15 protein-coding genes are annotated in these 20,875 nt (G+C 65.8%); 11 read left to right on the forward strand and 4 right to left on the reverse strand.

Translation table 11 applies throughout. The features are described 5' to 3' along the window. Positions 1-43: 43 nt before the first annotated feature. Positions 44-1,129: a response regulator transcription factor gene (locus B0G83_RS07570; protein ID WP_258167764.1), complete on the reverse strand. Its 1,086-nt coding sequence runs from the start codon at positions 1,127-1,129 to the stop codon at positions 44-46. A gap of 490 nt (positions 1,130-1,619) precedes the next feature. Between B0G83_RS07570 and B0G83_RS07575 the strand changes: the two genes are divergently transcribed. The 4 genes from B0G83_RS07575 (at position 1,620) to B0G83_RS07590 (ending at position 10,388) form a co-directional block, all read left to right on the forward strand. After that, on the forward strand, positions 1,620-2,717 hold the full coding sequence (locus B0G83_RS07575; RefSeq protein ID WP_105506825.1) for an aromatic ring-hydroxylating dioxygenase subunit alpha: 1,098 nt from the start codon (positions 1,620-1,622) through the stop codon (positions 2,715-2,717). After that, the gene (gene menD, locus B0G83_RS07580) at positions 2,717-4,744 is read left to right on the forward strand and encodes a 2-succinyl-5-enolpyruvyl-6-hydroxy-3-cyclohexene-1-carboxylic-acid synthase (protein WP_105506826.1); all 2,028 of its coding nucleotides are present in this window, start codon (positions 2,717-2,719) and stop codon (positions 4,742-4,744) included. Before B0G83_RS07575 ends, menD begins: the two co-directional genes overlap by 1 nt. After that, positions 4,741-6,114 (forward strand): polysaccharide pyruvyl transferase family protein, encoded by a 1,374-nt coding sequence (locus B0G83_RS07585; protein WP_105506827.1) that lies wholly within the window; start codon positions 4,741-4,743, stop codon positions 6,112-6,114. Before menD ends, B0G83_RS07585 begins: the two co-directional genes overlap by 4 nt. Positions 6,115-6,278: 164 nt before the next feature. Further along, a complete protein-coding gene (locus tag B0G83_RS07590) occupies positions 6,279-10,388 on the forward strand; it encodes a hypothetical protein (protein ID WP_146120170.1) in 4,110 nt (1,369 codons plus the stop codon). 133 nt (positions 10,389-10,521) lie between these two features. Here the strand turns inward: B0G83_RS07590 and B0G83_RS07595 are convergent, their stop codons facing one another. Together B0G83_RS07595 and B0G83_RS38510 are read right to left on the reverse strand one after the other, a co-directional pair. After that, positions 10,522-11,607, reverse strand: coding sequence for an LLM class flavin-dependent oxidoreductase (locus B0G83_RS07595; protein WP_105506829.1), 1,086 nt, complete (start codon positions 11,605-11,607; stop codon positions 10,522-10,524). A gap of 15 nt (positions 11,608-11,622) precedes the next feature. Beyond that, complete coding sequence (locus tag B0G83_RS38510) at positions 11,623-12,144, reverse strand: DUF3455 domain-containing protein (RefSeq protein WP_181156749.1); 522 nt, start codon at positions 12,142-12,144, stop codon at positions 11,623-11,625. A gap of 515 nt (positions 12,145-12,659) precedes the next feature. On the opposite strand from B0G83_RS38510, the gene B0G83_RS38880 reads away from it, so the two are divergent. The 4 genes from B0G83_RS38880 (at position 12,660) to B0G83_RS07625 (ending at position 16,428) form a co-directional block, all read left to right on the forward strand. Continuing rightward, entirely contained in the window at positions 12,660-13,718 is a 1,059-nt protein-coding gene (locus B0G83_RS38880) for a TylF/MycF/NovP-related O-methyltransferase (RefSeq protein WP_219849009.1), read from the forward strand. After that, positions 13,712-14,956 carry a cupin-like domain-containing protein gene (locus tag B0G83_RS07615; protein ID WP_105506833.1) on the forward strand — a complete coding sequence of 415 codons (1,245 nt, stop codon included), beginning with the start codon at positions 13,712-13,714 and terminating at the stop codon, positions 14,954-14,956. Before B0G83_RS38880 ends, B0G83_RS07615 begins: the two co-directional genes overlap by 7 nt. After that, positions 14,953-15,372, forward strand: coding sequence for a hypothetical protein (locus tag B0G83_RS07620; protein WP_105506834.1), 420 nt, complete (start codon positions 14,953-14,955; stop codon positions 15,370-15,372). Before B0G83_RS07615 ends, B0G83_RS07620 begins: the two co-directional genes overlap by 4 nt. Positions 15,373-15,597: 225 nt before the next feature. Then, the gene (locus B0G83_RS07625) at positions 15,598-16,428 is read left to right on the forward strand and encodes a hypothetical protein (RefSeq protein ID WP_105506835.1); all 831 of its coding nucleotides are present in this window, start codon (positions 15,598-15,600) and stop codon (positions 16,426-16,428) included. A 124-nt stretch (positions 16,429-16,552) separates the two neighbouring features. Here B0G83_RS07625 and B0G83_RS07630 read toward each other — a convergent pair whose 3' ends face one another. Beyond that, positions 16,553-17,980: a dienelactone hydrolase family protein gene (locus B0G83_RS07630; RefSeq protein WP_105506836.1), complete on the reverse strand. Its 1,428-nt coding sequence runs from the start codon at positions 17,978-17,980 to the stop codon at positions 16,553-16,555. Positions 17,981-18,226: 246 nt separating this feature from the next. Between B0G83_RS07630 and B0G83_RS07635 the strand changes: the two genes are divergently transcribed. The 3 genes from B0G83_RS07635 (at position 18,227) to B0G83_RS07645 (ending at position 20,721) form a co-directional block, all read left to right on the forward strand. After that, positions 18,227-19,378 (forward strand): serine hydrolase, encoded by a 1,152-nt coding sequence (locus B0G83_RS07635; protein WP_105506837.1) that lies wholly within the window; start codon positions 18,227-18,229, stop codon positions 19,376-19,378. 58 nt (positions 19,379-19,436) lie between these two features. Next, complete coding sequence (locus tag B0G83_RS07640; RefSeq protein WP_105506838.1) at positions 19,437-19,700, forward strand: DUF2164 domain-containing protein; 264 nt, start codon at positions 19,437-19,439, stop codon at positions 19,698-19,700. Between the two features lie 109 nt (positions 19,701-19,809). Beyond that, positions 19,810-20,721: a LysR substrate-binding domain-containing protein gene (locus B0G83_RS07645; RefSeq protein ID WP_105506839.1), complete on the forward strand. Its 912-nt coding sequence runs from the start codon at positions 19,810-19,812 to the stop codon at positions 20,719-20,721. Positions 20,722-20,875: the final 154 nt, after the last annotated feature.

The raw sequence follows: 20,875 nt of genomic DNA on the forward strand, positions 1-20,875 counted from the left end.
CCCCTGTGTGCGTTTGCGTGCGGCGTGCGCCTTGAGCCGCTGTTTAGCGGCGGCGTGCGTTGCCGCCAGGCAGCGCGGCGGGAATCGAGAACGAGGTCAGCGCGATCGACGTTTCACCGTCCAGCGCCTCCGCGCCGGCCGCCGTGAAACCCGCCAATCGATGCACGACGTGCGTCGTAGCGCTGTGCCACATGGCGGCATACTGGCCCCACGGCTGCGCGTTGCGTGCCGTCTCACTGTCTTTTGCATGGATGTCCAGCGTCCGCACAGGGCGCGCCGTCTGCGTGGCGCAGTCGCTCGCGATTTCCTCGCGTGCGCTGTCCACGGCGTGGGTGATCGCGACAATCGCCTCCTCGGTTCGGGTGTTTCGGGTGTTTCGGGTGGCTTGCGTGGTCGGCGACAGGTCCGGCGCGATCACGTCGCTCTCCGCCCGGCCGTCGCATAACTCGACGCGATAACCGTGCGCATACATCGTGCGCAGTTGCACACCCGACGCCCCGTTCAAAGCCAGCTTCTTGCGCAGCTTGTAGATGTGCTGTTCGAGCGTGCGTCCGACGATATCCTCCGTGCTGCTCCAGATCGCGCCCGCGATCTGCCGGCGGCTCACATACTCGCCGGCGCGCGAGAACAGCAGCCACGCAATCGCGAATTCGCGTACCGTCAAGCGGATTTCCTGATCGTCGACCAGCACGGTGCCGGTGCGCCGGTCGAGCCGGTAAGGTCCGAGTTCGGCCCAGTCCTCCGACTGCACCGGCGTCGGCGACTGAAACCGGCGGAGCGCCTGGTAGGTGCGTGCTTCGAGTTCGCCGCGATCGATCGGCGAGAGCACGACGTCGTCGGCGCCGATTTCGAAAGCCCGCTCGATGCTGTCGCGATCCGCAAACGCACCGATCACGATCAACGGCGCGCGACGGTCGCCGTAACAGGCACGCCGTGCGAACACGGCGCGCGTCGCGTCGATCCCCGTGGCGGCGTCGACAAGAATGGCGTGATAGTCCTCGCGGTAGATCGCCCGGGAAAGCGCGACGTCGTCGAGGAAACGGCAGCATTCGATTGCCTCGTCGTGAAAGCATTGGCAAATCAGATTGAACAGACTGCTGCTGGTGGTCATCACGGCGAATTTCAACATGCCCTCCCGGGACTGATGCTTAAGGTTGCTTCCCAAACCATCTGGCGTGCCCCGAAAATTACGGCCCTTAAAATATCAGGGCTGTAACGAATTGTTTCCCCTCAACAGGTACTGAAAGGGCATGAATTACGGGTAAAGGTTTTCGAATCGACTTATGCGGGCCAATAGAGCGAAAGATCGTGCATGTTGAATGGAGATGATTGATTGATGCTAAATGCGGTATCAATTTCCCGCAGTGCCGAGAGAGCAGGTAAAAGACACCTAAATCGGCCGGAATCGCACGCGAAGCAAAGGTTCGCAGCACCTTTCAGCGTTGCAAGGCCTATTTACTTTTGTTGAGAATCGCGCAACTGCGTTTTATGCGCATAGCTTCGGATTGGCATGAGTTTTTTTGAAACTGTGGGACAACCGGCTCCTTAGACTCGCATGAGGCCGCCGGAAAGCGGCGTTCAGCTATTTTTTTCATGCCGATTCCATTGCGAGTGCGCCCATGTCCTTTCTGTTAAACGCCTGGTATGTCGCCGCGTTCTCCCACGAGGTTCATCCCGGCACGCCGTTTTCGCGCACGCTGCTCGGCCGGCCGGTGGTGTTGTATCGCGATGCCGACCAACGCGCGATCGTGCTGGACGATCGTTGTGCGCATCGCTTCGCGCCGCTGTCGCAAGGCCGCGTCGTCGATGGCACGCTCGAGTGTCCGTATCACGGTCTGCGCTTCGGGGCGAGCGGGCAGTGCGTGCACAATCCGCACGGCGACGGCCGGGTGCCGGCGGGCGCGAAGGTGCGTACCTATCCGGCACTCGAACGTTACGGCGCGATCTGGTTCTGGCCTGGTGATCCGTCGCGCGCGGACGAAGCGCTGCTGCCGTCGTTTCCGTTCGTCGATCCCGCGACGAACTTCACCCACGACGGTTATCTGCACACGCGCGCGCACTATCAACTCAGCGCCGACAACCTGCTCGATCTGAGCCACTTCCAGTTTCTGCATCCCGATACGCTGGGCAGCGAGGCGATCGCGCGCGGCGACGTGCAGTCGGGCAACCTCGGCGACATCGTCTGGGTGCGCCGTAGCGCGTACGACGAAGCGCTGCAGCCGTTCGTCGCGCAAGGCTTCGGGATTGCGCCGGGGACGCGGGTGGATCGCTGGATGGATGTGCGCTGGACGCCGCCGGGACTGCTGTCGATCGTGGTCGGCGTGACCGCCGCGGGCATGCCGCGCGAGGCCGGGTTGATCGCACCGTCCGCGCATTGGCTCACGCCGGAGACGGAGCGTACGACGCATTATTTCTTCGCGTTCGGTTTGCCCAGGGAGATGGGCGAGGCCGCGCATGAACTGGTGCGCTATGCCGTCGAAGGGCTGATGAAGCCGTTCGAGTGCGAAGACCTGCCGATGCTCGAAGCGCAGCAGAAGAACCTGGGCGACAACGACTTCTGGGCGATGCAACCGGCGCTGCTGCCGATCGATGCCGGCGCGATTAGCGCGCGGCGCGTGATGGAGCGGCTGATCGCGGCGGAGCGGACGGCTGCCGGCGCGCCCGCGCGCACGATCGCGATCGCGCCGGTGGCGGACGCTTCGCGAGCGCTCGCGTGATGGCGGCCGGGTTTGATACCGCGACGATGCACGGCGAAGCGCTTTGCGACGCCGCCGCCGCCGCTGCGGATGACGAGTCGCTCAATGCGGTCTGGGTGGAGTGCATCGTCGAGATGCTGAGCGCGGCCGGCGTGCGTCACGCGGTGTTGTGCCCCGGCGGACGCGCGAGCGCGATGTGCCTCGCGATCGACGCGCATCCGCGTATCGCCGTCGAGATGGTGTGCACCGACGAGCGCGGCGGCGCGTTCGTCGCGCTTGGGCTCGCGAAGGCGAGCGGGTCGCCGGTGGCGATCGTCACGACGTCCGGCTCGGCGGTGGCGAATGTGTTGCCGGCGCTGGTCGAAGCGGACGCTGCCGATGTGCCGCTAGTGGTGCTCACGTGTGATCGTCCACGGGCTTTGCGTGGCACAGGCTTCGGGCAGATGGCCGATCATCTCGGCGCGACGCGAGCATTCGTGCGCGCTCAGGCGGATCTGGGCGATCCGGTTGATTCGACGCAGGCGGTGGAGCAACTCCGTGGGAGGGTGGCGGCGGCGCTCGCGGCGATGATGGACGGGGTGGACGATATCGGCGATGGCTTGTCGCGCGCCGATGCGCATCCGCCCGCCCGGCGGCCTACTCGCGGGCCGGTGCATGTGAACGTGCCGCTCGCCGGTGTCTACGATGCCGTTGAGACGCAGCCGGTGTCGAGCGAAACGGTTCGCGCGGCGCGGGGAGCGTGGGATGCGGCGGGGGACGGAAGCGGAACGGTGAGGCTGCGCGATGTGGTTGGAGAGGCTGAAAGCGTTGTTGCGCGCGTGATGTCTCGTGTGCTGGCGACGCGCGTCGACCGGCCGCTCACGGACGGTGTCGACGGCCTGATCGTCGTCGGCCCCGAACCCGGCGTGCCGCTCGACGCGATTTTCGCGCTGGCGGCGTCGAGCGGTTTTCCGGTGCTCGCCGATGCCGGCAGCGGACTGCGTTCGGGGCCGTCCGCACTGGCGCCTCAGACGGCGGCGCGCGGCGCGGCGGGCGCGCTGATCGTCAATGCCTTCGACGTATTCGGTGGCGCCGCGCGGCTCGCGACGACGCGCGCGGAATTGATCGTGCGCTTCGGCCTCGCGCCGGTGATGCCGGTGCTCCATGCCTACCTCGAAACGCAGGCCGACGTACCCACCATCAAGATCTCACCGTGCCGCGTGGCGCACGACTATCTGCATCAGGCGCTCGATCCGCGCGATGTCCTGGTCGCACCTTCGGCGAGCGCATTGCTGGAGATGGGGCGAGCATTGGGTGAAGCGGTGCGCGGCGGAGTGCATTTGCAGGCTCGCGCCGAAGCCAACACCTACACCGAAGCCAACACCCACCCCAGCCAACCCGCCGCGCCGGTTGCCTTCGCGTGGCGCGACCGCTGGGCGAGCGTCGCCAGTTACGGCGCGCGCGAGCGACGCGCTTATGTCGCCTCGCTCGAATGGGGCGAAGTGTCGGCGGTGCATCGCGTGCTGGCCGCGCCGGGCTTCGCCTTCGTCCATCTCGGCAATTCGATGTCGATGCGTCATGCCGATATCGGCTACGACGTGCGCGTCGCCCGTCAGGACATCTATGTCAATCGCGGCGTGAGCGGAATCGACGGCACGCTGTCGACGTTCATCGGCGAAGCGCTCGCGCGTCGCGACGCGGGGCTGCTGTTGCTCGGCGATCAGGCGCTGGTTCACGATCTGTCGGCGTTGGCCAGCGCGCAGCGTGTGCCCACGCCCGCCTGCGTCTGCGTGGTCGACAACGGCGGCGGCGCGATCTTCGATTTCCTGCCCATCGCGCAAGCGCCGGCATATCGACGCACGATCCGCAATCCCTATCGGCTCGACCTGGGCGCACTCGCGCAAGGGTTCGGACTGGCGCATCGGCGGGTCGGCACGCGCGCCGAGCTGGACGCGGCCCTCGCCGACGCCAACGATCACCCCGGCGTGACCATCGTCGAAATCGCCGTCGAACCGCACTCCGGTGCGATGCAGATGAATCAGCTCGCGCAAGCGTTGGGGGCGGCATGATGGATTGGGACGTGGTGGCCAGTCCGTTGGAGCGCTCGCTCGCGGCCTTGAACCGGTATGCGAGCGCCAGTGCCCCGGACGAAGTATTTCTCGACGACCTGCAGCAGCGCATCGGCGCGGCGCGGCGTGCGTCGGCGCGTGGCGGTTTGCGTGCGCCGCGTGCCGCAAACGACGCTCCCCGCATCCTGCTGCTCGGCTATACCGGCGCGGGCAACACCGGCGCCGATCTGCGCACGATCGAAACGATCGCGCAGCTACGCCGCGTGCTCGCGCCGCGTGTGCCGCGGATCACGTTGTTCGCGCTCGGCGACTGTTTCGATCACCCGCTGCTGGCCGGCACGCCGCGCCTTACGCCGGCGCTGCCTTACCTGCCCGACGCACTCGACGCCGCCGTGCGCGAAGCCGACCTCGTGCTGAATGTCGAAGGCTCGACGTACACGTCGAAGTTTTCGGATTCGCTGGCGGGCGTGCTGATCGGCGGCGTCGCGCTCGCACACGCGCATGGGCGGCCGGCGCTTGCCTATGGCGTCGACAGCGGCGCGATGAGCGCCGCGCTGACGCGCTTCGTCGAACGTAACGCCGAGGGCGGCGAGGTGATCTGCCGCAACGATGCGGCGCGGCAACAACTCGCCTTACTGGGCGTGCTGGCGCAGACCGGCGCCGATACCGCATGGACTTATCGGGCAACGCCCGAAGCCAGCGACGCGGCTTCCAGCGCGCGGCGCGTCGCGCTGTGTCCGAACAATCCGTTCTGGTGGCCGGTACACGCCGACGCCGCGCGCGCTCGTGAGCTCGACGCGCGCGGCGCGGCATCGCCGCTGCGTTATGGGCCGCTGCATTTTCACAGTTGGGACGCGGCGCGCGCCGAGGCTTATCAGGCTTATCTGGATCGCTTCGCGCGGATTGCCCTTGGCTTGCGGGAGCAGGGTTATACGCCGGTGCTGGTGGGCATGGAGCAGCTCGATCACAACGCCTGCGTCGATCTGGCCGCGCGGTTGCCGTTCGACATCGAGCTTGTCACGCGTGGCCCGCGGACGCTCGACGAAGTCGCCGCCGCGGTCGCGCAGGCTGCTTGCGTCGTGACGACGCGCTATCACGCGGCGGTGCTTGCGATATCGCATGGTGTGCCGGTGTTCGGGCTGTCGATGGACACGCGCATCGAGCGTCTGCTTGGCGAAGTGGGGTGCTCGCAATGGCACGCGTCATGCGACGACGTGGACGGCGCGAAAGCCGCACTGACGGCAATCGGGTCGCTATGCCGCGATGAAGTGCGCACCGCGTTGATTGACGCTTACGCGGACTATGCGAGCTTGCAACGCACCCGTATCGATGCGATGGGTGACAGACTGCGCGCCGCGCTCGACGTCTGAATGCGGATCGCGCACCCATTCGTGCCGCATTAAAACTTTCCCGCAACCGTCATCACCCTGACAAAAACTTCGCCTGGCCGTTCGGCAGTTCCGTTTTGCGTCGGGCCGACCCGTTGATTTCCGATGTACTGACGAATCGAGCCCCGATCGCCACGGAGAACAACATGTCGACACCGTCCATTCCAAGTTCGCACAGTGCGGCGCATGTCCCCGACCCGAGCAGCGGCGAGCACCCGTCGACCGATCCTTCCCACCCGGCTCCCGCATCGACGACGCCCACACCGACGCAGCAAGGCAGCGCCCAATTGTCGACACTGGGCAAGCTGAAGGCGAAGCTCTCCAAGGCGACCAGCAAGACCGGAGAAGGCATCGCGGCCATCGAATCGCCGCTTGGCACGACGGCATCGGGCGGCTATCTGGGATGGGGCGTGAACAACGCGGCGTCGTCCGGCGGCGGCCTCGCGAGCGCGGCAGGCCACGCCTCCGAGGGCACCAAAACGCTCGCCGAGGTCGTGGGCGCGCTCGGCGCCGTGCCGCAGGCGCTCGACATTGCCGCCACCACCGTCGGCACCGCGCACAAGGCCTTCAAGGTCGCGAACAGCGCGAACAAGGTCAAGACGACGGAGAAAGGCACGCTGGACGGCGACGAAGCCCGCCGCGCGCTGGCGCAGGACAAAGGCAATCTCCAGCGCGCCGCGCCCGGCGCGTTTCGCGATGTCGGGCTGGGCGCGTTGAACATGACTAGCCGCATGGAATCGGTCACGCATCCGGGGACCTCGCTGTACGGCAAGGCGCCCGGGCCGGTGTATGCGGACGGTGCGCTTGCGATCGCTTCCGGCGCGATGTACACGGCGGCAGGCGCGCTGCAAAGCCGGGCGGTGGACCGCAAAGTGCAACGCACCCACGCGTTCAGTACCGCGCTCGACCATCCGGCGAGTGCGCGCCAGGACGGGACGAGCCCGGGCCTGCAGGAACTCGACGACCTGCACGCGCGAGGCAGGATCGACCCGAACGTTTATTCGATCCTGCGTCAACGCAGCGACGCCGAGGTCACGAAGTTCACGCAGAATTTCGCGTCGGTGGGCGGCGGCGGACAGCAGCGGCTGAACCAGATGCTGCATTTTCCGGGCGAGCGGATCAAGCTCAACGTCCTCAACTTCAACCGCAAGACCAATCTGAATACGGCGAGTACGCGCCGCGCGATTCGCGAGGACGTGATCGACGCCTTCATCGCCGCCGACGTGAGGCCGGGCAGAACGGATTCGCTGTTCACGCATCTGGCGACGGTTCGGGAAGCGTCGCGCGGCAAGCGGGCCGGTCCCGATCTGGGCAAGCTGGACCCGCATTTCGCGACACACGGCGTGCAGAAAAGCGAGTTCGACAAGAACGCGCTCACGGCGATTGCCCGCTCGGGCGATCCGGATGCGTTTCTGCAGCGCTACCAAGGCCTTTCCGAGACCGACCGTTCGCGCGTGCGCGACACGCTGCACTTCGGCTCATGGCGTTTCTGGAAGAGCGACGCCACCTTGCCCACGACGAAGTATCAGCGCGGCGACATTCGCCAGGCGCTGGCGAAACATTTCATCGGCGGCGCGACGATCGAGCGGATGCAGGAGCTCAAGACGCGCTACAACGCGAAAGTCGTCCCGTTGAAGCCGAGCGGCACGACGCCGCTGACCGCCGCGCCACCGGAGATGCTGAAGCAGCATCTGTCGGCGTACCAGGCGCTCAATCTCGACAATCTGAAAGAAGAAAAGCGGCACGCGAAGGTGCAGGTCGCCTACGGCGCGGTGAACATGGCGGTGGGCGTCGCCGAGTTGGCCGTGAATCCGGTCGCTGCGGCGACGGCAGGCCAGGTGAGTGCTTCACGCGCGGTGCTGAGTCCGGTGTATCTGATCTATGCGGGTCGTCGGGGGATCGTCAGCTATATCACGCAGAAGAACGCCCGGCCGATCGACGCGAAGATGCGCGAGGAAGCGCTGTTGCGCGCGCTGCCGCGGGTGCGCGAGCGGATCGAATCGGGCGCGGCGTCGACGCAGCGTCTGCAGCATCGGGATATGTTCCTGCGCAACGAACTGAAACTCGGCGACGCGGACATCAAAAAGCTGGATGGGCTCGAACGGTCCGGCAACCACGCGGGCGCCCGCGAGTTTCTGGCGTCTAAAAACCCGGAGAACAACGTGCTGGTCGCGCTACGTGTGCTGGCCGACGAGCGCGGCGGCGTCGCCTCGCATTTTCATCGCAATCAGGCGCGCCAAACGATCGATGCCGAAGCGCGGACTCATGACTCCGCCGCCCTGCGCGCGATCGACGACGACGCGAATCCGGACGAATCGTTTGCCGCGCTCAAGACGCATTTCCTCGATGAAGCCGCGTACCATCCGGCCGCCGGAATCGGCACGCTGTCCGAACAACTGTCGACGGGGCATGCCACGGGCGACCTCGGTTTCGACAGGACCGGCTATCAGGGCAAGACGCCCGACGCGATCGCGGAGCACCTGAAAACACGTTTCGCGCAGGACAATCCGCCGTTCGCGGTGCGCCAGTTCGTGGCGGGGTGGCGCGACGGCGGCGAGGGCGCGGTGGCGGCGCGGAACATGCTGCGCGATTTCCGCTTCACCGAAAAGGATATCGCGAGCCTCGAAGGCATGAGTCGCAAGGACGCGTGCAAGTGGCTCGAAGGCCATCTGTTCGGCGAGAACGTGCGGCGGCGTTTTTCCACGCTCACGCTCGACCAGGCCGGCCGCCATCGCGCGGCGGACGCGGTCGAGCGGGTTCAGGTTCAGCGCTCGGACGCGGCCGAGCCGTTGCAGTGGCGCAGCCATTTCGAAGAAGCCGGTGTCGATGTGATCGACAACCCCGGCACGCCGGGTCTCGATTCGATGCTGTATGCGCTGCATCAGAATTTTTCGGGCAAGAGCGACGCGTCGTCGAGCGCGATGAACCGGCAGGTGATGAAGGCGCGCGAGCAGGTGATCGATACGTTGCGGCAAAGCCAGAACGCAGCGCCGGGGGGCAGTGCGCCGCCGTTGCTGCCCGTCGATGTGGCGCAGCATGCCGAGGTCATCGCGAGGGTCGCGGCACAGGTCTACGGCAAGCCGGGCGCGGCGGTCAAACTCGTGGATGCAACCGGCGCGCAGCCGCATCAACGGCTTGGCGGCGATGGCAATGCCGCCAAGCCGCTGGCCGCCGTGCTGTGCTACGACAGCCAGTCGAAGCGCACCTTCACGTTGCACGGCGGGAAGCCGGCTCCCGCGCCGACGGTGAGTTCGTCTTCGTCCGGCTTCAGGCCGCGGCAAAACGTTGGAGGCTCCGGTCTCGACCCCAACGCCGCGGGCGAGGTCGAGATGCAGCCGATGGCGTCATTGCCTTCAGGGTCGTCGAGTTCGTTGCCGGGGCCGAGGCCAATGCCGATGGCGAGTCCGCAGAGTCGGCCGGCGGTTGGCGCAAGCGTGTTGCCGCCGAACACGCCACCGGCGTCGCCGGTTACGCCGCCGACCCCCAAGCCGTTGAAGCCATCGACCAGCGCGAGCGTGTCGCCGCCGCTCAATTCGCCGCCGCAGACCGCACCGCTGACCGCACCGCAGACCCCCACGCCCAAGTTGAAGACCGTGGCCGCATCAAGCGCCGCAAGCGCCTCATCGTCGTCAAGTGCCGCACCCGCGCCGGTCGTACCCGTCACGCCGGAGCGCCAGGCGCTCGACGACCGGATCAACAAGGCGTTGAGTGCGCTCGATGATCTGCCCCAAAGCACGGCCACGGTCGAAAAATGGGAAGACCTGTCCAGCGAGATGCAGGCGGTCTACAAAGGTAATCAGTGGGAGTACGAGCAGCAAGCCACGGCGGCGGCCACCCATTTCGCGCCAACGCAAGCCAGCCTCGAGCAAAGCGGCTTCAGCGTCGTGAAAAACGACGGTGACCGGAACAACTGTCTGCTCATCTCCATGGTGCAGCATGCAACCGGCGACTACAGCCAGCCTCACACGGAGCAGGTGCGCCAATACCGGGAGAAACTGGTGGGCGAAGGACACGTCCTCGACGGCGATCCGATGACATTCACCGGTGCTGCCGGCAAACGTCTGGTGGCGATGATCAACGAAGATCCGCGGACCCAGCAGCCGCTGCATGTGTTGGGTGTCACCCAGGTGGCGGGGAGAACGCACGTGGATCACATCGGCGCGGATCAGCAGGCGGCAAATGTGCGCGAGGTGATGATCTGGGATCAGGGCGGCCACTTCGAAGCCGTGAAGCCGAAGGATCCGCTGGCGGTGTGAGTGTCTGCTGGAGGTCGAGTGCGGGGGATGGCGGCGCTCGACCGGTTGAGGCAGGGGGCGGTGCTCTAGTGCTGCTCACTGTTTGCCACGCACCACGCACCACGCACCACCCCCGCGTTCACCACCCCCGCGTTCACCAGGCCAGCGTCGACTCCCACTGCGGAAGCGGCACCGCCGCCTCGTGCGAATCGGCCGCCCGCTCGCGCGCGAACGCCGGCATCACGTCCCGCGCGAAACGGCGCATGGATGCCATCGCCATGTCGTGCGGCATCGAGCCGAACCAGAAGCTCGCGCTGAAGTAGTCGCAACCGAGCCCGGTCTGAATCCGGCGCAGTTGATGAATACATTCGTCCGCCGTGCCGATCACGAGGAAATCGTTGCGCAAGACGTCGTCCGACGGCTCGTCGGGCAGGGGTGCCGCAGGCACGATGCCGTCCACCACGTCGCCCAGATCGTGACGCAGGCGCAGCGTCGCGCGTCCGTTCCAGCGCGCATGCTCGACGGCCTCGCGGGCCTGTGCCTCGTTTTCGGCGACGAACACCGGGCGCTGCGTGCCGATACGCACCGTCGCCAGCGCCTCGGCGAGATCCGGGTAGTGGCGCCGCACATCGGTCAGCTTCGAAATCGGTTCGAGCACGCCGGTGAACAGATTGGCGCGCCGCTTCACGGCCTGTTCGACCGACGCCCGCCGGCTCGAATTGACCACCAGCCACAACGGTATCGCGCGTTGCAGCGGCTGCGGCACGAGCCCGGTACGGGGAATGTCGAAGTGCTCGCCATGATGCGAGAACAAGGGCTCGCGCAATGCTTTCAGCAGCACGTCGATCGCTTCGTCGTCGCGTGCCGCGCTTGCGCCTTTGGTGAGCTGGAAGCGCTCGTACTGGTAGCGCTGATAACCGCTGCCGAGACCCGCTTCGACGCGGCCGCCGCTCAGCACGTCGAGGGTGGCGAGTTCTTCCGCGATCACCAGCGGATGATGCAGCGGCACCGGCACGATCGCCGGTCCGAGACGCAGATGACGCGTGCGCGCGGCGATGCGCGAGAGCAGCATCAGCGGGCGCGACGAATGCGAATAGTTCGTGAAGTGATGCTCGGCGAGCCATAGATGACTGAAGCCGAGCGTATCGGCGGCTTCCGCCATGGCGAGCGCGCGTTCGTAGAGCTCGGCGGCGGGCCTGGGTTCGGGCGCGGGCAGTGTCAAGAACAAACCGAATTGCATGGTCGACTCCCGGGGTTAATGCTGTGCCTGGTTCGCCGAGAGGGCGACCGGCGCGAGCCCTTTGGCGCGATAGAACATATAGGTCGCGCCGTAGGGCACCAGCAGATGGGCGCCTTCCAGTTCGCAGGCGGGTTCGGGCGGCAGGCCGCCCGAAGTGTCGATGCGCTGGATCGAGCTGATGTCGGCAAGCCGGCCCTCACCGGGGCGTCGCGCCGCGATGAAGCGCGTGGTGTAGCGCACCCAGGTCAGCGCGTTCGCGCCGACCTGGTTTTCGCCGGCCACGTTGCCGATCACGTAGCTGCCGTCGTACGCGAGGAAGTAACGGCCCGGCGCAATGGTGCCCACGCTCTGGCCGCTCGCGTCGACGAGCAAGGCTTCGGATCCCAGTGGATCCCACAGCAGTTGCGTGCCGTCGCGGGCGATGCCGGGCAAGCTTGCGCCGGCCTGTGAGGCAGCGCCGGCGATGGCTGCGTCGGACTTGATGCGGCGGCAGACGTAGGTTTCATCGCCGTGCGTCGTCATCACTTCCTGGAGCACCTCGTTCTGACCGGCGCGTAGATCGGGGGGGAGGGACTCGTTGGCGGTCGGTGGCGGCGTTTTTGAGGTTGCGCAGGCGGCGAGCGCGAGCAGGCAGCCGGCCGCGAGACCGGTTAGCGACGGGCGCGACCAAGACGCGAGTCGTGTGAATGGCGCGAATGGCGCGGGGCGGGGCGGAGAACCAGTCATCGGCGGAAGGAGAAAGCGGGCGATGCGGCCATCACACCTGATCCTGTGCCGTGCCGTGGGCGCCGACACGAAAGACTGCATCGATAACCGCACGCAGCGTGCCGCGTGCGGCAAGTGGGGAGCGGGACAGTGCACGGCGAGGCAATCAGGCAATGAGGCGGCGAGACGCAGCGGTTCGCCTGCGCATGCAATGGTTCGCGCTTCGGCAAAACACGTTCGCATGCCGGCCGATACTCGGTCAGGCTTGCCGTCGCGCTCAACGTGGCACGACGCCCGCGTTTCGCCTCTCTTCCGACCAACGGCCCGAGCGCCCACCCGAACCCGCGATGGAATCGACTCTTTCGAACTCCCCAGGCCTGACCCGCGTCTCATGGCTCGACGCCGAGCCGAAGCCCCTCGCGCCGCATGCCGACGACGACCGGGCCTACGCCTATCTGGCGATGATCCGCCGTTACATCGGCGGCGCGGCGGATGCCGATGCGCGCACGGACGCGCTCGCACCCGCCGCCACTCCGAACGCTCCGAACGCTCCGAACGCTCCGAACGCTCCGAACGCTCCCAACGCTCCCAACGCTCCCAACGCTCCCAACGCTCCCAACGCTCCCAACGCCCCCAACGCCCCCATCACCGCTGCCGATTGTCTCGAACGGCTCACCGAAGCGGATCGCGTCTTCGCCGACTGGCTTCGGCCGCTGCATCGCACGGCGGCCGACATTGCCGGCGCCGAGCCGTCGCGCATGGCCGATGCGCTCAATCACATGCATCACGCGTCGCGCCGTCTGACCCTGTGCGATGCCGTGCTGCTCGACAACGTCGTGGATCTGGCGCGCACGACGATCGACGAACAGGTGCCCGGCGACTTCATCGAAACCGGCGTGTGGCGTGGCGGCGTGACGATTCTGTTGCGCGCCGCGCTGAGCGCGTTCGGCGACGCCAGCCGCAACGTGTGGGTGGCCGACTCCTTCGCGGGACTGCCGGCACCGGACCCCGCCGTCGATCTGCGCGAGGCGATCTGGCATCACGTGATGGGCGCGGTGGACGGCCTGCGCAGCGATCTGGCCGGCGTGCGCGAATCGTTCGCCCGAGCGGGACTGCTCGATCGTCGCGTGCGCTTTCTGCCGGGCTGGTTTGCCGACACGCTACCCGCCGCGCCGATCGAGAGACTGGCGCTGATGCGGCTCGACGGCGACTGGTACGAGTCAACCCGCGTGGCGCTCGACGCCTTGTATCCGCGGTTGTCGCCGGGCGGCTTCGTGATCGTCGACGATTACGGCTTGCCGACCGGCTGCGCGCGGGCCGTCGATGAATATCGCGCCGCGCATGGGATCGACGCGCCGCTGACGCGTGTCAACGGCCAGGCGGTCTACTGGCGCAAGCCGTGGTGAGCCGTGACGCGCACGCGGCGTTGAGCGCGTTGCTGGAGGCGCGGCTCGCCGAGCACTATGTCGCGCCGCCGCGAACGGTGGCGGTCGATTTGATCGTTAGCGATTGCGCCGACGTGTCACGGCGCTTTCTGCTCGGCCCTTCGATCGCGTCGATGCCGATTTCGGCTTCAACGCCAACGCCAACGCCGGCCGCGGCTCCCATTCCCTCCGTCGGCCCCCACCACGCCGCGGCGCGCCTCACGCTGAACCACGCGCTATTAGCGGCGATGCTCGACGACCCGACCGGTTTCGATCCGCGCAGCGCCGCGGCCCTGGCGCTGGGCGGCGTACGGATCGACGGCTCCGCGCGGCTCGCGGCGTACTGGCTGCAATTGCTCAAACGTCCTTCGGCAATGGCCCGCGCGGCGCTCGAACGGGCCCGGCAACGCGCGCCTGCCACCCTAGCGTCGGTGCCCACGGTAAGCACGATGCGCGCGCGCGGTGGCGATCACAACGACGTGCGCACGGCTCTCGCCGACGCGCTCGACGCCTCGATTCCACTTGCCGTGCGTGGCGTGATCGACTGGCCGGAAGTCTCCTGGACCCTCGACGATTGGCTTCGCCACGAAGGCTCGACGGTGTTGCGCGAGGATCCATCGAGCGGCGGCGCGCAAACCGTGGCCGGCTTCATCGACGCAATCGCCGCGCACGGTGTGGCTGAACCCGGGGCCGCGACGTACACGGAAGGCTGCCTGCTGCCGCCAACGTGGGAAGCGCGCTTTGCGTTGCCAGGTCTCCCGGTGCGCCGGTTCGGCGCGGGTCAACTCTGGTTCGGCCGCGCGAGCGGCGCATCGCTAGTAACGCGTTTGCATTGCGATCCGGCGAACTCGTTCCTGGCCCAGATTCACGGCCGCAAGCGCGTGCGTCTTTACGCACCGGCTCAGGAAGACGCGCTCTACGCGTTCGATTCGTTCAACACGTACCGCCCGTGCCGCGTCGACGTGGCGTCGCCCGATCTGACGCGCTTTCCGCGTTTTGCCCAGGCGCGAGGCGTCGATGTCGTCCTGGAACCCGGCGACCTGCTGGTGATTCCAACCGGCTGGTATCACTGCGTGTGGGCGCTGGATCACGTGCTGTCCATCAGCCGTTTCACCGGCGATGCCACCGATGCCACCGATGCCGCCGCGCCGACGCTGCGCGACGGCATGATTTACCCATCGAAACTCACGAACCCGGTGAACACTGCGAGGACTGAATGAACCATGCAACCCGAAGCGACTCGCGTCGCCCGCGCTATTTGACGTCGGTTCGCCGCTCGTTCTCGGCGGCGCTGTTCGCGTCGTCCGCGCTACTGAGTCCGCTGGCCGCGCATGCCCAAATGCAACCGCAAACCTCGGCGGCGATGACACAGGTCTGCGCGATGCGCGCGAACAACGCGAAGCTGATCGCCCAGGACCGCGACGCGGGCGTCAGCAAACAGGACGAATTACGCAAGACGCAAGCGGTGGCGGCGGCAATGCCGATTGAACGACAGGTCTACGCGGAAGCGGAACTGGCGACGTTCGTGGAACGTCTGTACGGACGCTACGCCAAAACGCCGCCGCAGCAGGCCTACGACAAATACCTCGCCTACTGCGAAGGCCAGGCCGCGCGCGGCGCCGCTCAGGTGCAGTGACATCGGGATGCATTACCGCTCCGATGCATGCCGCTTCAACGCTCCGACGCTCCAATGCGTGACGCGTCACACCGCAGCCATCGCTTCGCATTTTCAGCGCGTTTTTCGGGTGCCGCGACTTGGCCCCGATGCGACCCCCTAGCATTAGACGACCCCGGACCGCCGCTGTGTGTGTTTCGTCTCCGCTTCACCGTTGGCGGTCGATCTTCCCTTGCAGAGGACGCCATGACCGCCATCGCCAACGACACCGTTTCCAGTCTCGCCACGCCCAGCACCGACAGTTCGTTTTCGTCGGAGGATCAGAACATCAAGCAACTCGAGCAGCAGGTCGACCAGATGATCAATCAGGCGCTGCAGCAGAGTTCTTCGTCGCTCGGTCAAAACACGACCGGGCAGGACGCGGCGGGGACGCTCGCGAGCTATATGAATCAGAACGGCATCTCGTCGCTCGATCCGAACAAGCTGTATCAGCTCGCAAATAATCCGCCGGCCGGCACGCCGCCCGCGGTGTCGTCGGCGGCGTCGTACATGTTGCAGAATCCGGATGTCTACCAGCAGATCGAAACGCACGACGTGGCCGGCGCGGACGGCAAGTCCGGCGTGGGCAATTTCGAGTGGGCCGCGCAGGGCGGTCTGGACAGCGAGCCGTCGTCGAGCACGACCGACGCAATGAATTCCACTTCGACGCAAGGCGCGATGATGGGCGCGCAGGACGCGGCGGGCACGCTGTCGAGCTACATGAGCCAGAACGGAATCAAGTCGCTGGATCCCAACAAGCTCTACCAGCTGGCCAATAATCCGCCGGCCGGTACGCCTTCGGACGTGTCCGCGGCGGCGTCGTACATGTTGCAGAATCCGGACGTCTACCAGCAGATCGAGACGCATGACGTGTCCGGCGCGGACGGCAAGTCCGGCGTGGGCAACTTCCAGTGGGCCGCGCAAGGCGGCCTCGACCAGATGGTGTCCGACGGCAGGTCCAAACTGCCTGACTTGAACCTCGATCTGTCGATGAACCTGTCCAATATGCCGGACTATACGAAGACGCTGTCCGCCTGATTGCCTGCGGCCACGGCCGCGCGGCGTTCAGTTTCAGGTTCACGTTCGGGAACTGACCGGTGGCATGGGAGCCTGTGCCGCCCGGCTCGCTTCACCCCTCGAAGCGCGTTCGATTCATTGGGTTTTATTGGCCCGGCGCGCTGCCGGCCGCTTTCGCTGCCCACACCACATCGCCGTCCACCGCGTAAAGTCGGCAACCGCCGTGACCGTTCGCGCACGCAACGAGCGCGTCGTTCATGGGATCCAGACCCGACGCCACGCCCCACGCACCGTCCGGCGCAATCGCGAACGCGCGTGGCCGGCGACTCGTCAGAAACGCGCCATAGGCCTTGCGTCCCTGAGCGTTCAGATAAGGAATCGCCGATGCGTCCGTCAACGCCGCAAAGTGCGTGCTCGGCGGCTCCGATTCGAGCCGCGGCCACACCACCTTGTTGTCGACCGCGTACAACTGGCAATAATGCGTGCGTTCCGCACAGCGCTGCATCGCCATTGCGGCTGCATCGAAACCGCCCGACGACCAGACCGCGTCGGTGGTCCCGATCGCGATCGCGCGCGGCAGCGGCGCCGCCAGAAAACCCCGATACAACGTCTCCCGCTGTTTCGCGTCCAGATAGGGCAGCGCGCCGACGTCGTTGAGATCGGCATACGCGCTCGTCGTGTACGCCTGGTTCGGCAGATACTCCGGGTTGACCTCCCGACCGGGCATGCCGATGCTGGCGAGGAACGCGTCGGCTTTCTTCACCCACAGCGGCAAACCCGCCGCCGACGCCGTCATGGCATGCGCGTCCTGCTGGAAGGTGCCGTAGTCGACGAGTTCCGCGGGGGCGCCCGCCGCGGCGTATCGACGAAACATGTCGCGCCACGTTGACGTGGCGAAGGTCTGATCGTTGTCGCCGAAGAACCAGATCGAGCGCAGTTTCGTGTGAGCGCCGAGTTGGCCCGCGCCGTTAATCAGGCTGGCGTCCGGTTCGTGACAATCGGATTCCTTGAGACCGCCCGCAAAGCTGACGAGTCCTTTTACATCGGGCGGGCTTTGCGCGCCGAACACCAGCGTGTTCCATCCGCCCATACTTTTGCCGACCATGACGATCCGCGAGGCATCGACGCCGGGTTGATGCTTCACGAAGTCGAGTACCTGACGAATGTCCCGCGCTGCGTCCATGCCGGTTGCCACGAGATCGCAACCATGTGGACGCATATAGCCTTCGGAGCCGGCGTAGCCGCGCATCATCGGCATGGCGACCGCGTAGCCGCGCGATAAAAAGTAGTAAGGGATGAAGTTGTCGGCAATGCGCGGCGCGTTCGCCGGATCGTGCGACGCACCGTGATTGACGAGCGCGAGCGGAAAGGGGCCGCCGCGCGACGGCATATAGAGGGTGAGCTTGAGCCGCACCGGTGGCGACGACGCGACGGGTACCGTCAGGATGCGCTCGTTGAGCGGTGCACTGGGCGCATCCGCCGCGATCGCCGCCGTACTGTAGAGACCCGCATGAGTTAGCAACGCGAGCGATACCAGTAACGGCAGAACGCTGTGCGTGGGTGCTTTCTCCATAGGGCGCGGGATCGATTCTGAAACGAAGGGTGATGGGTTCGAAAGGGTATCTTTGCGATAACGGCCGATTCAGTTTTTTCTGTAGCTCGGGGATCGCGAGGATGAAATCAACCCTGAACGAATGGAGCGCGGTATGCGGTACTGCGCGTCCGCGCAGCAACTTTCGTCTTCCTGGCGCAAAATGGTCGCCCCGTGCCGGCAACCATGCCCACCACGGGCTTCCCACCACGAGCGCAGGAGATACCCATGACATTCGACGGTTCGGCCATCAAGACATTGCTTGACAACGCGGTTTCGACAGGCGGCATTCACGGCATCGCGGCCGTGGTCGTCGACCGCGACGGCCCGCTGTTTCATCACGCGGCCGGCGAGGCAAGCCAGCATACGATGTTCCGCAACGCGTCGATGACGAAGGCCGTAGCCACCACGGCGGCGCTGCAGTTCGTGGAGAAGGGGCTGCTGAATCTCGACGCCACGGTCGAATCGATTCTGCCGGCGTTCGGCGAGTTGCAGGTGCTCGACGGTTTCGACGGCGACACACCGCGTTTGCGCGCGCCCGCGAGCAAAGCCACGGTGCGCCAATTGATGACGCACACCGCCGGTCTCGGCTACTTCTTCCTCAACGAAAAGCTGATGCGCTATCACGAACTGACCGGCGTGCCTCAGCCACTCTCGGGACTGAAGCGGAGTTTTTCCACGCCGCTCGTCAACGATCCCGGCACGGTCTGGGAATACGGCACCAACGTCGACTGGCTCGGACTCGTCGTCGAAAAGCTGGCGGGGCAAAGTCTGGGCAGCTACATCCGGCAGCACGTGTATGAGCCGCTAGGCATGAACGACTCGACCTTCGAACCGAACGCGGAGCAGCGCGGCCGATTGCTGCGCGTGATGCAGCGCCAGGCGGACGGCACGCTCGCGCTCTCAAAGATCGATCTTCCGCCCGCCTCCGAATGGGACGCCGGCGGTCACGGCTCGTACGGCACCGTGCAGGACTATGGTCGCTTCGTGCAGGCGTGGCTCAACGACGGCGCCGGCATCCTTCAACCGGCGACAGTGCGGATGGCGCTGCAAAATCAACTCGGCCAGATCACGCTGCCCGAGTTGATGAAGTCCACGCTGCCCGAACTGTCGAACGACACGCCCGGCGCGCCGTGGCCGCAGAGTTGGGGGCTCGGCTTCCAGCTGACGCTCACCGATCTGCCCGGCATGCGCAGCAACGGCACCGGCAACTGGGCCGGCGTCTTCAATTCGTTTTACTGGATCGACCGTTCGAAGGGCATCGGCGCGGTGCTGATGACGCAGTTGCTGCCGTTCTTCGATATGCCGGTGATCGAGACGCTGCTTGGTTTCGAAACGGCGGTGTATCAGCAGGTGGGGGCGGTCGTGCCGGCGGCGTGAAGTCCACGTCGAGATCGACCGTGGTATCGACATCGACCATCGCCTGAAGAGGAACCCTATGGCAATCGAACTGGACAAGGACGTCCGCAAGGAAGCAATCGCGTCAATCCAGCGCTATTTCAAGCAGGACATGGAGAACGAGATCGGCAACATCCAGGCCGGCGCGTTGCTCGGATTCTTTCTGGAGGAGATCGCGCCGGCGGTCTACAACCTCGCCGTTCAGGACGCGCAGGAGCGGATGCAGGCGCGCGTCTCCGAACTCGATCTCGATTGTCACGAGGAAGCGTTCGGCTATTGGAAGAAGTACGACAAGCGGCGCTGAGCCACGCTGACCGTTGGATCGCGGCGCGCGCGGCGAGATGTCCGCGCGCGCGTAGAATTCGGCTCTTTAAGCGCGACCGGCTTGTCACTGCAACGCACGCGGAACGGACATGGAAATCAAGTGGATCGAAGACTTCATTGCGCTCGCCCGATATCAAAGCTTCTCCCGGGCAGCGGAATTTCGAAGCGTGACGCAGTCCGGCTTCAGCCGGCGCATTCAGTCACTTGAACAATGGGTGGGCGCCGACCTGATCGACCGCAGCAGTTTTCCGCCGACGCTCACGCCGGCCGGTCGGCTGTTTCGCGAAGCCGCCGAAGACATTCTCGACAAGCTGTTCGACACCCGCGCGATTATCCGCACCGAGCAGAGAATGGCCGGCAAAGGTCTGCAGATCGCGGCGGGCCACACCATCGCGCTGAGTTTTCTGCCCGCATGGCTGAAAGCGCTGACCGTGCACGTCGGCGAGGTACGCGCGCGGGTGATTCCGACCAACGTGCACGATTCCATCCTGATGCTCGTGAATGGGAACTGCGAGCTGATGTTCGCGTATCACCACCCGGAACTGCCGCTGCATCTCGACCCGGTGCGTTACCAGCATCTGACCGTCGGCGTGGACACGTTCATGCCGGTGTGCCGGCCCAATGAGCGTCTCGCGCCCGCGTTCCGCTTGCCCGGTACCGCGAACCGTCCGCTGCCGCTCATCTCGTACACGGAAACCAGTTATTTCGGTCGTTGCCTCGCACTGCTTCTCGGTCGCGCCAGCGCCGCGCCGGTGCTGCAACTGCATTACGAATCGGACATGGCCGAAGTGTTGAAGAAACTCGTCATGGAAGGCGAGGGCGTGGCGTGGCTCCCTAAAAGCTCGATCACGACCGAACTCGAATCCGGTGAACTGATTCCCGCCGGCCGCGCCGAATGGCATCTCGAAGTCGAACTGCGCGTGTACCGCGACGCGTCGAATCGAAGCGAGTTTCTGGAGACGCTGTGGGGGCACATTCGCGCGGCGAGCCAGCCGTCGTGATAGGGTTTTCACGGGTTATGCGAAATCAGCATAGGCGCATGCAGTACTAGCATCGCCGTCTTTTTTCGGTTCCTTAATATCCGTCCAGACACAGAGACCCGCTCATATCGCAGGGTTTCTGCCTTTCCTGCGCGTGGTGTGCGGTTCGCTCACC

Source organism: Paraburkholderia sp. BL21I4N1, from assembly GCF_002973525.1.
Lineage (GTDB): Bacteria > Pseudomonadota > Gammaproteobacteria > Burkholderiales > Burkholderiaceae > Paraburkholderia.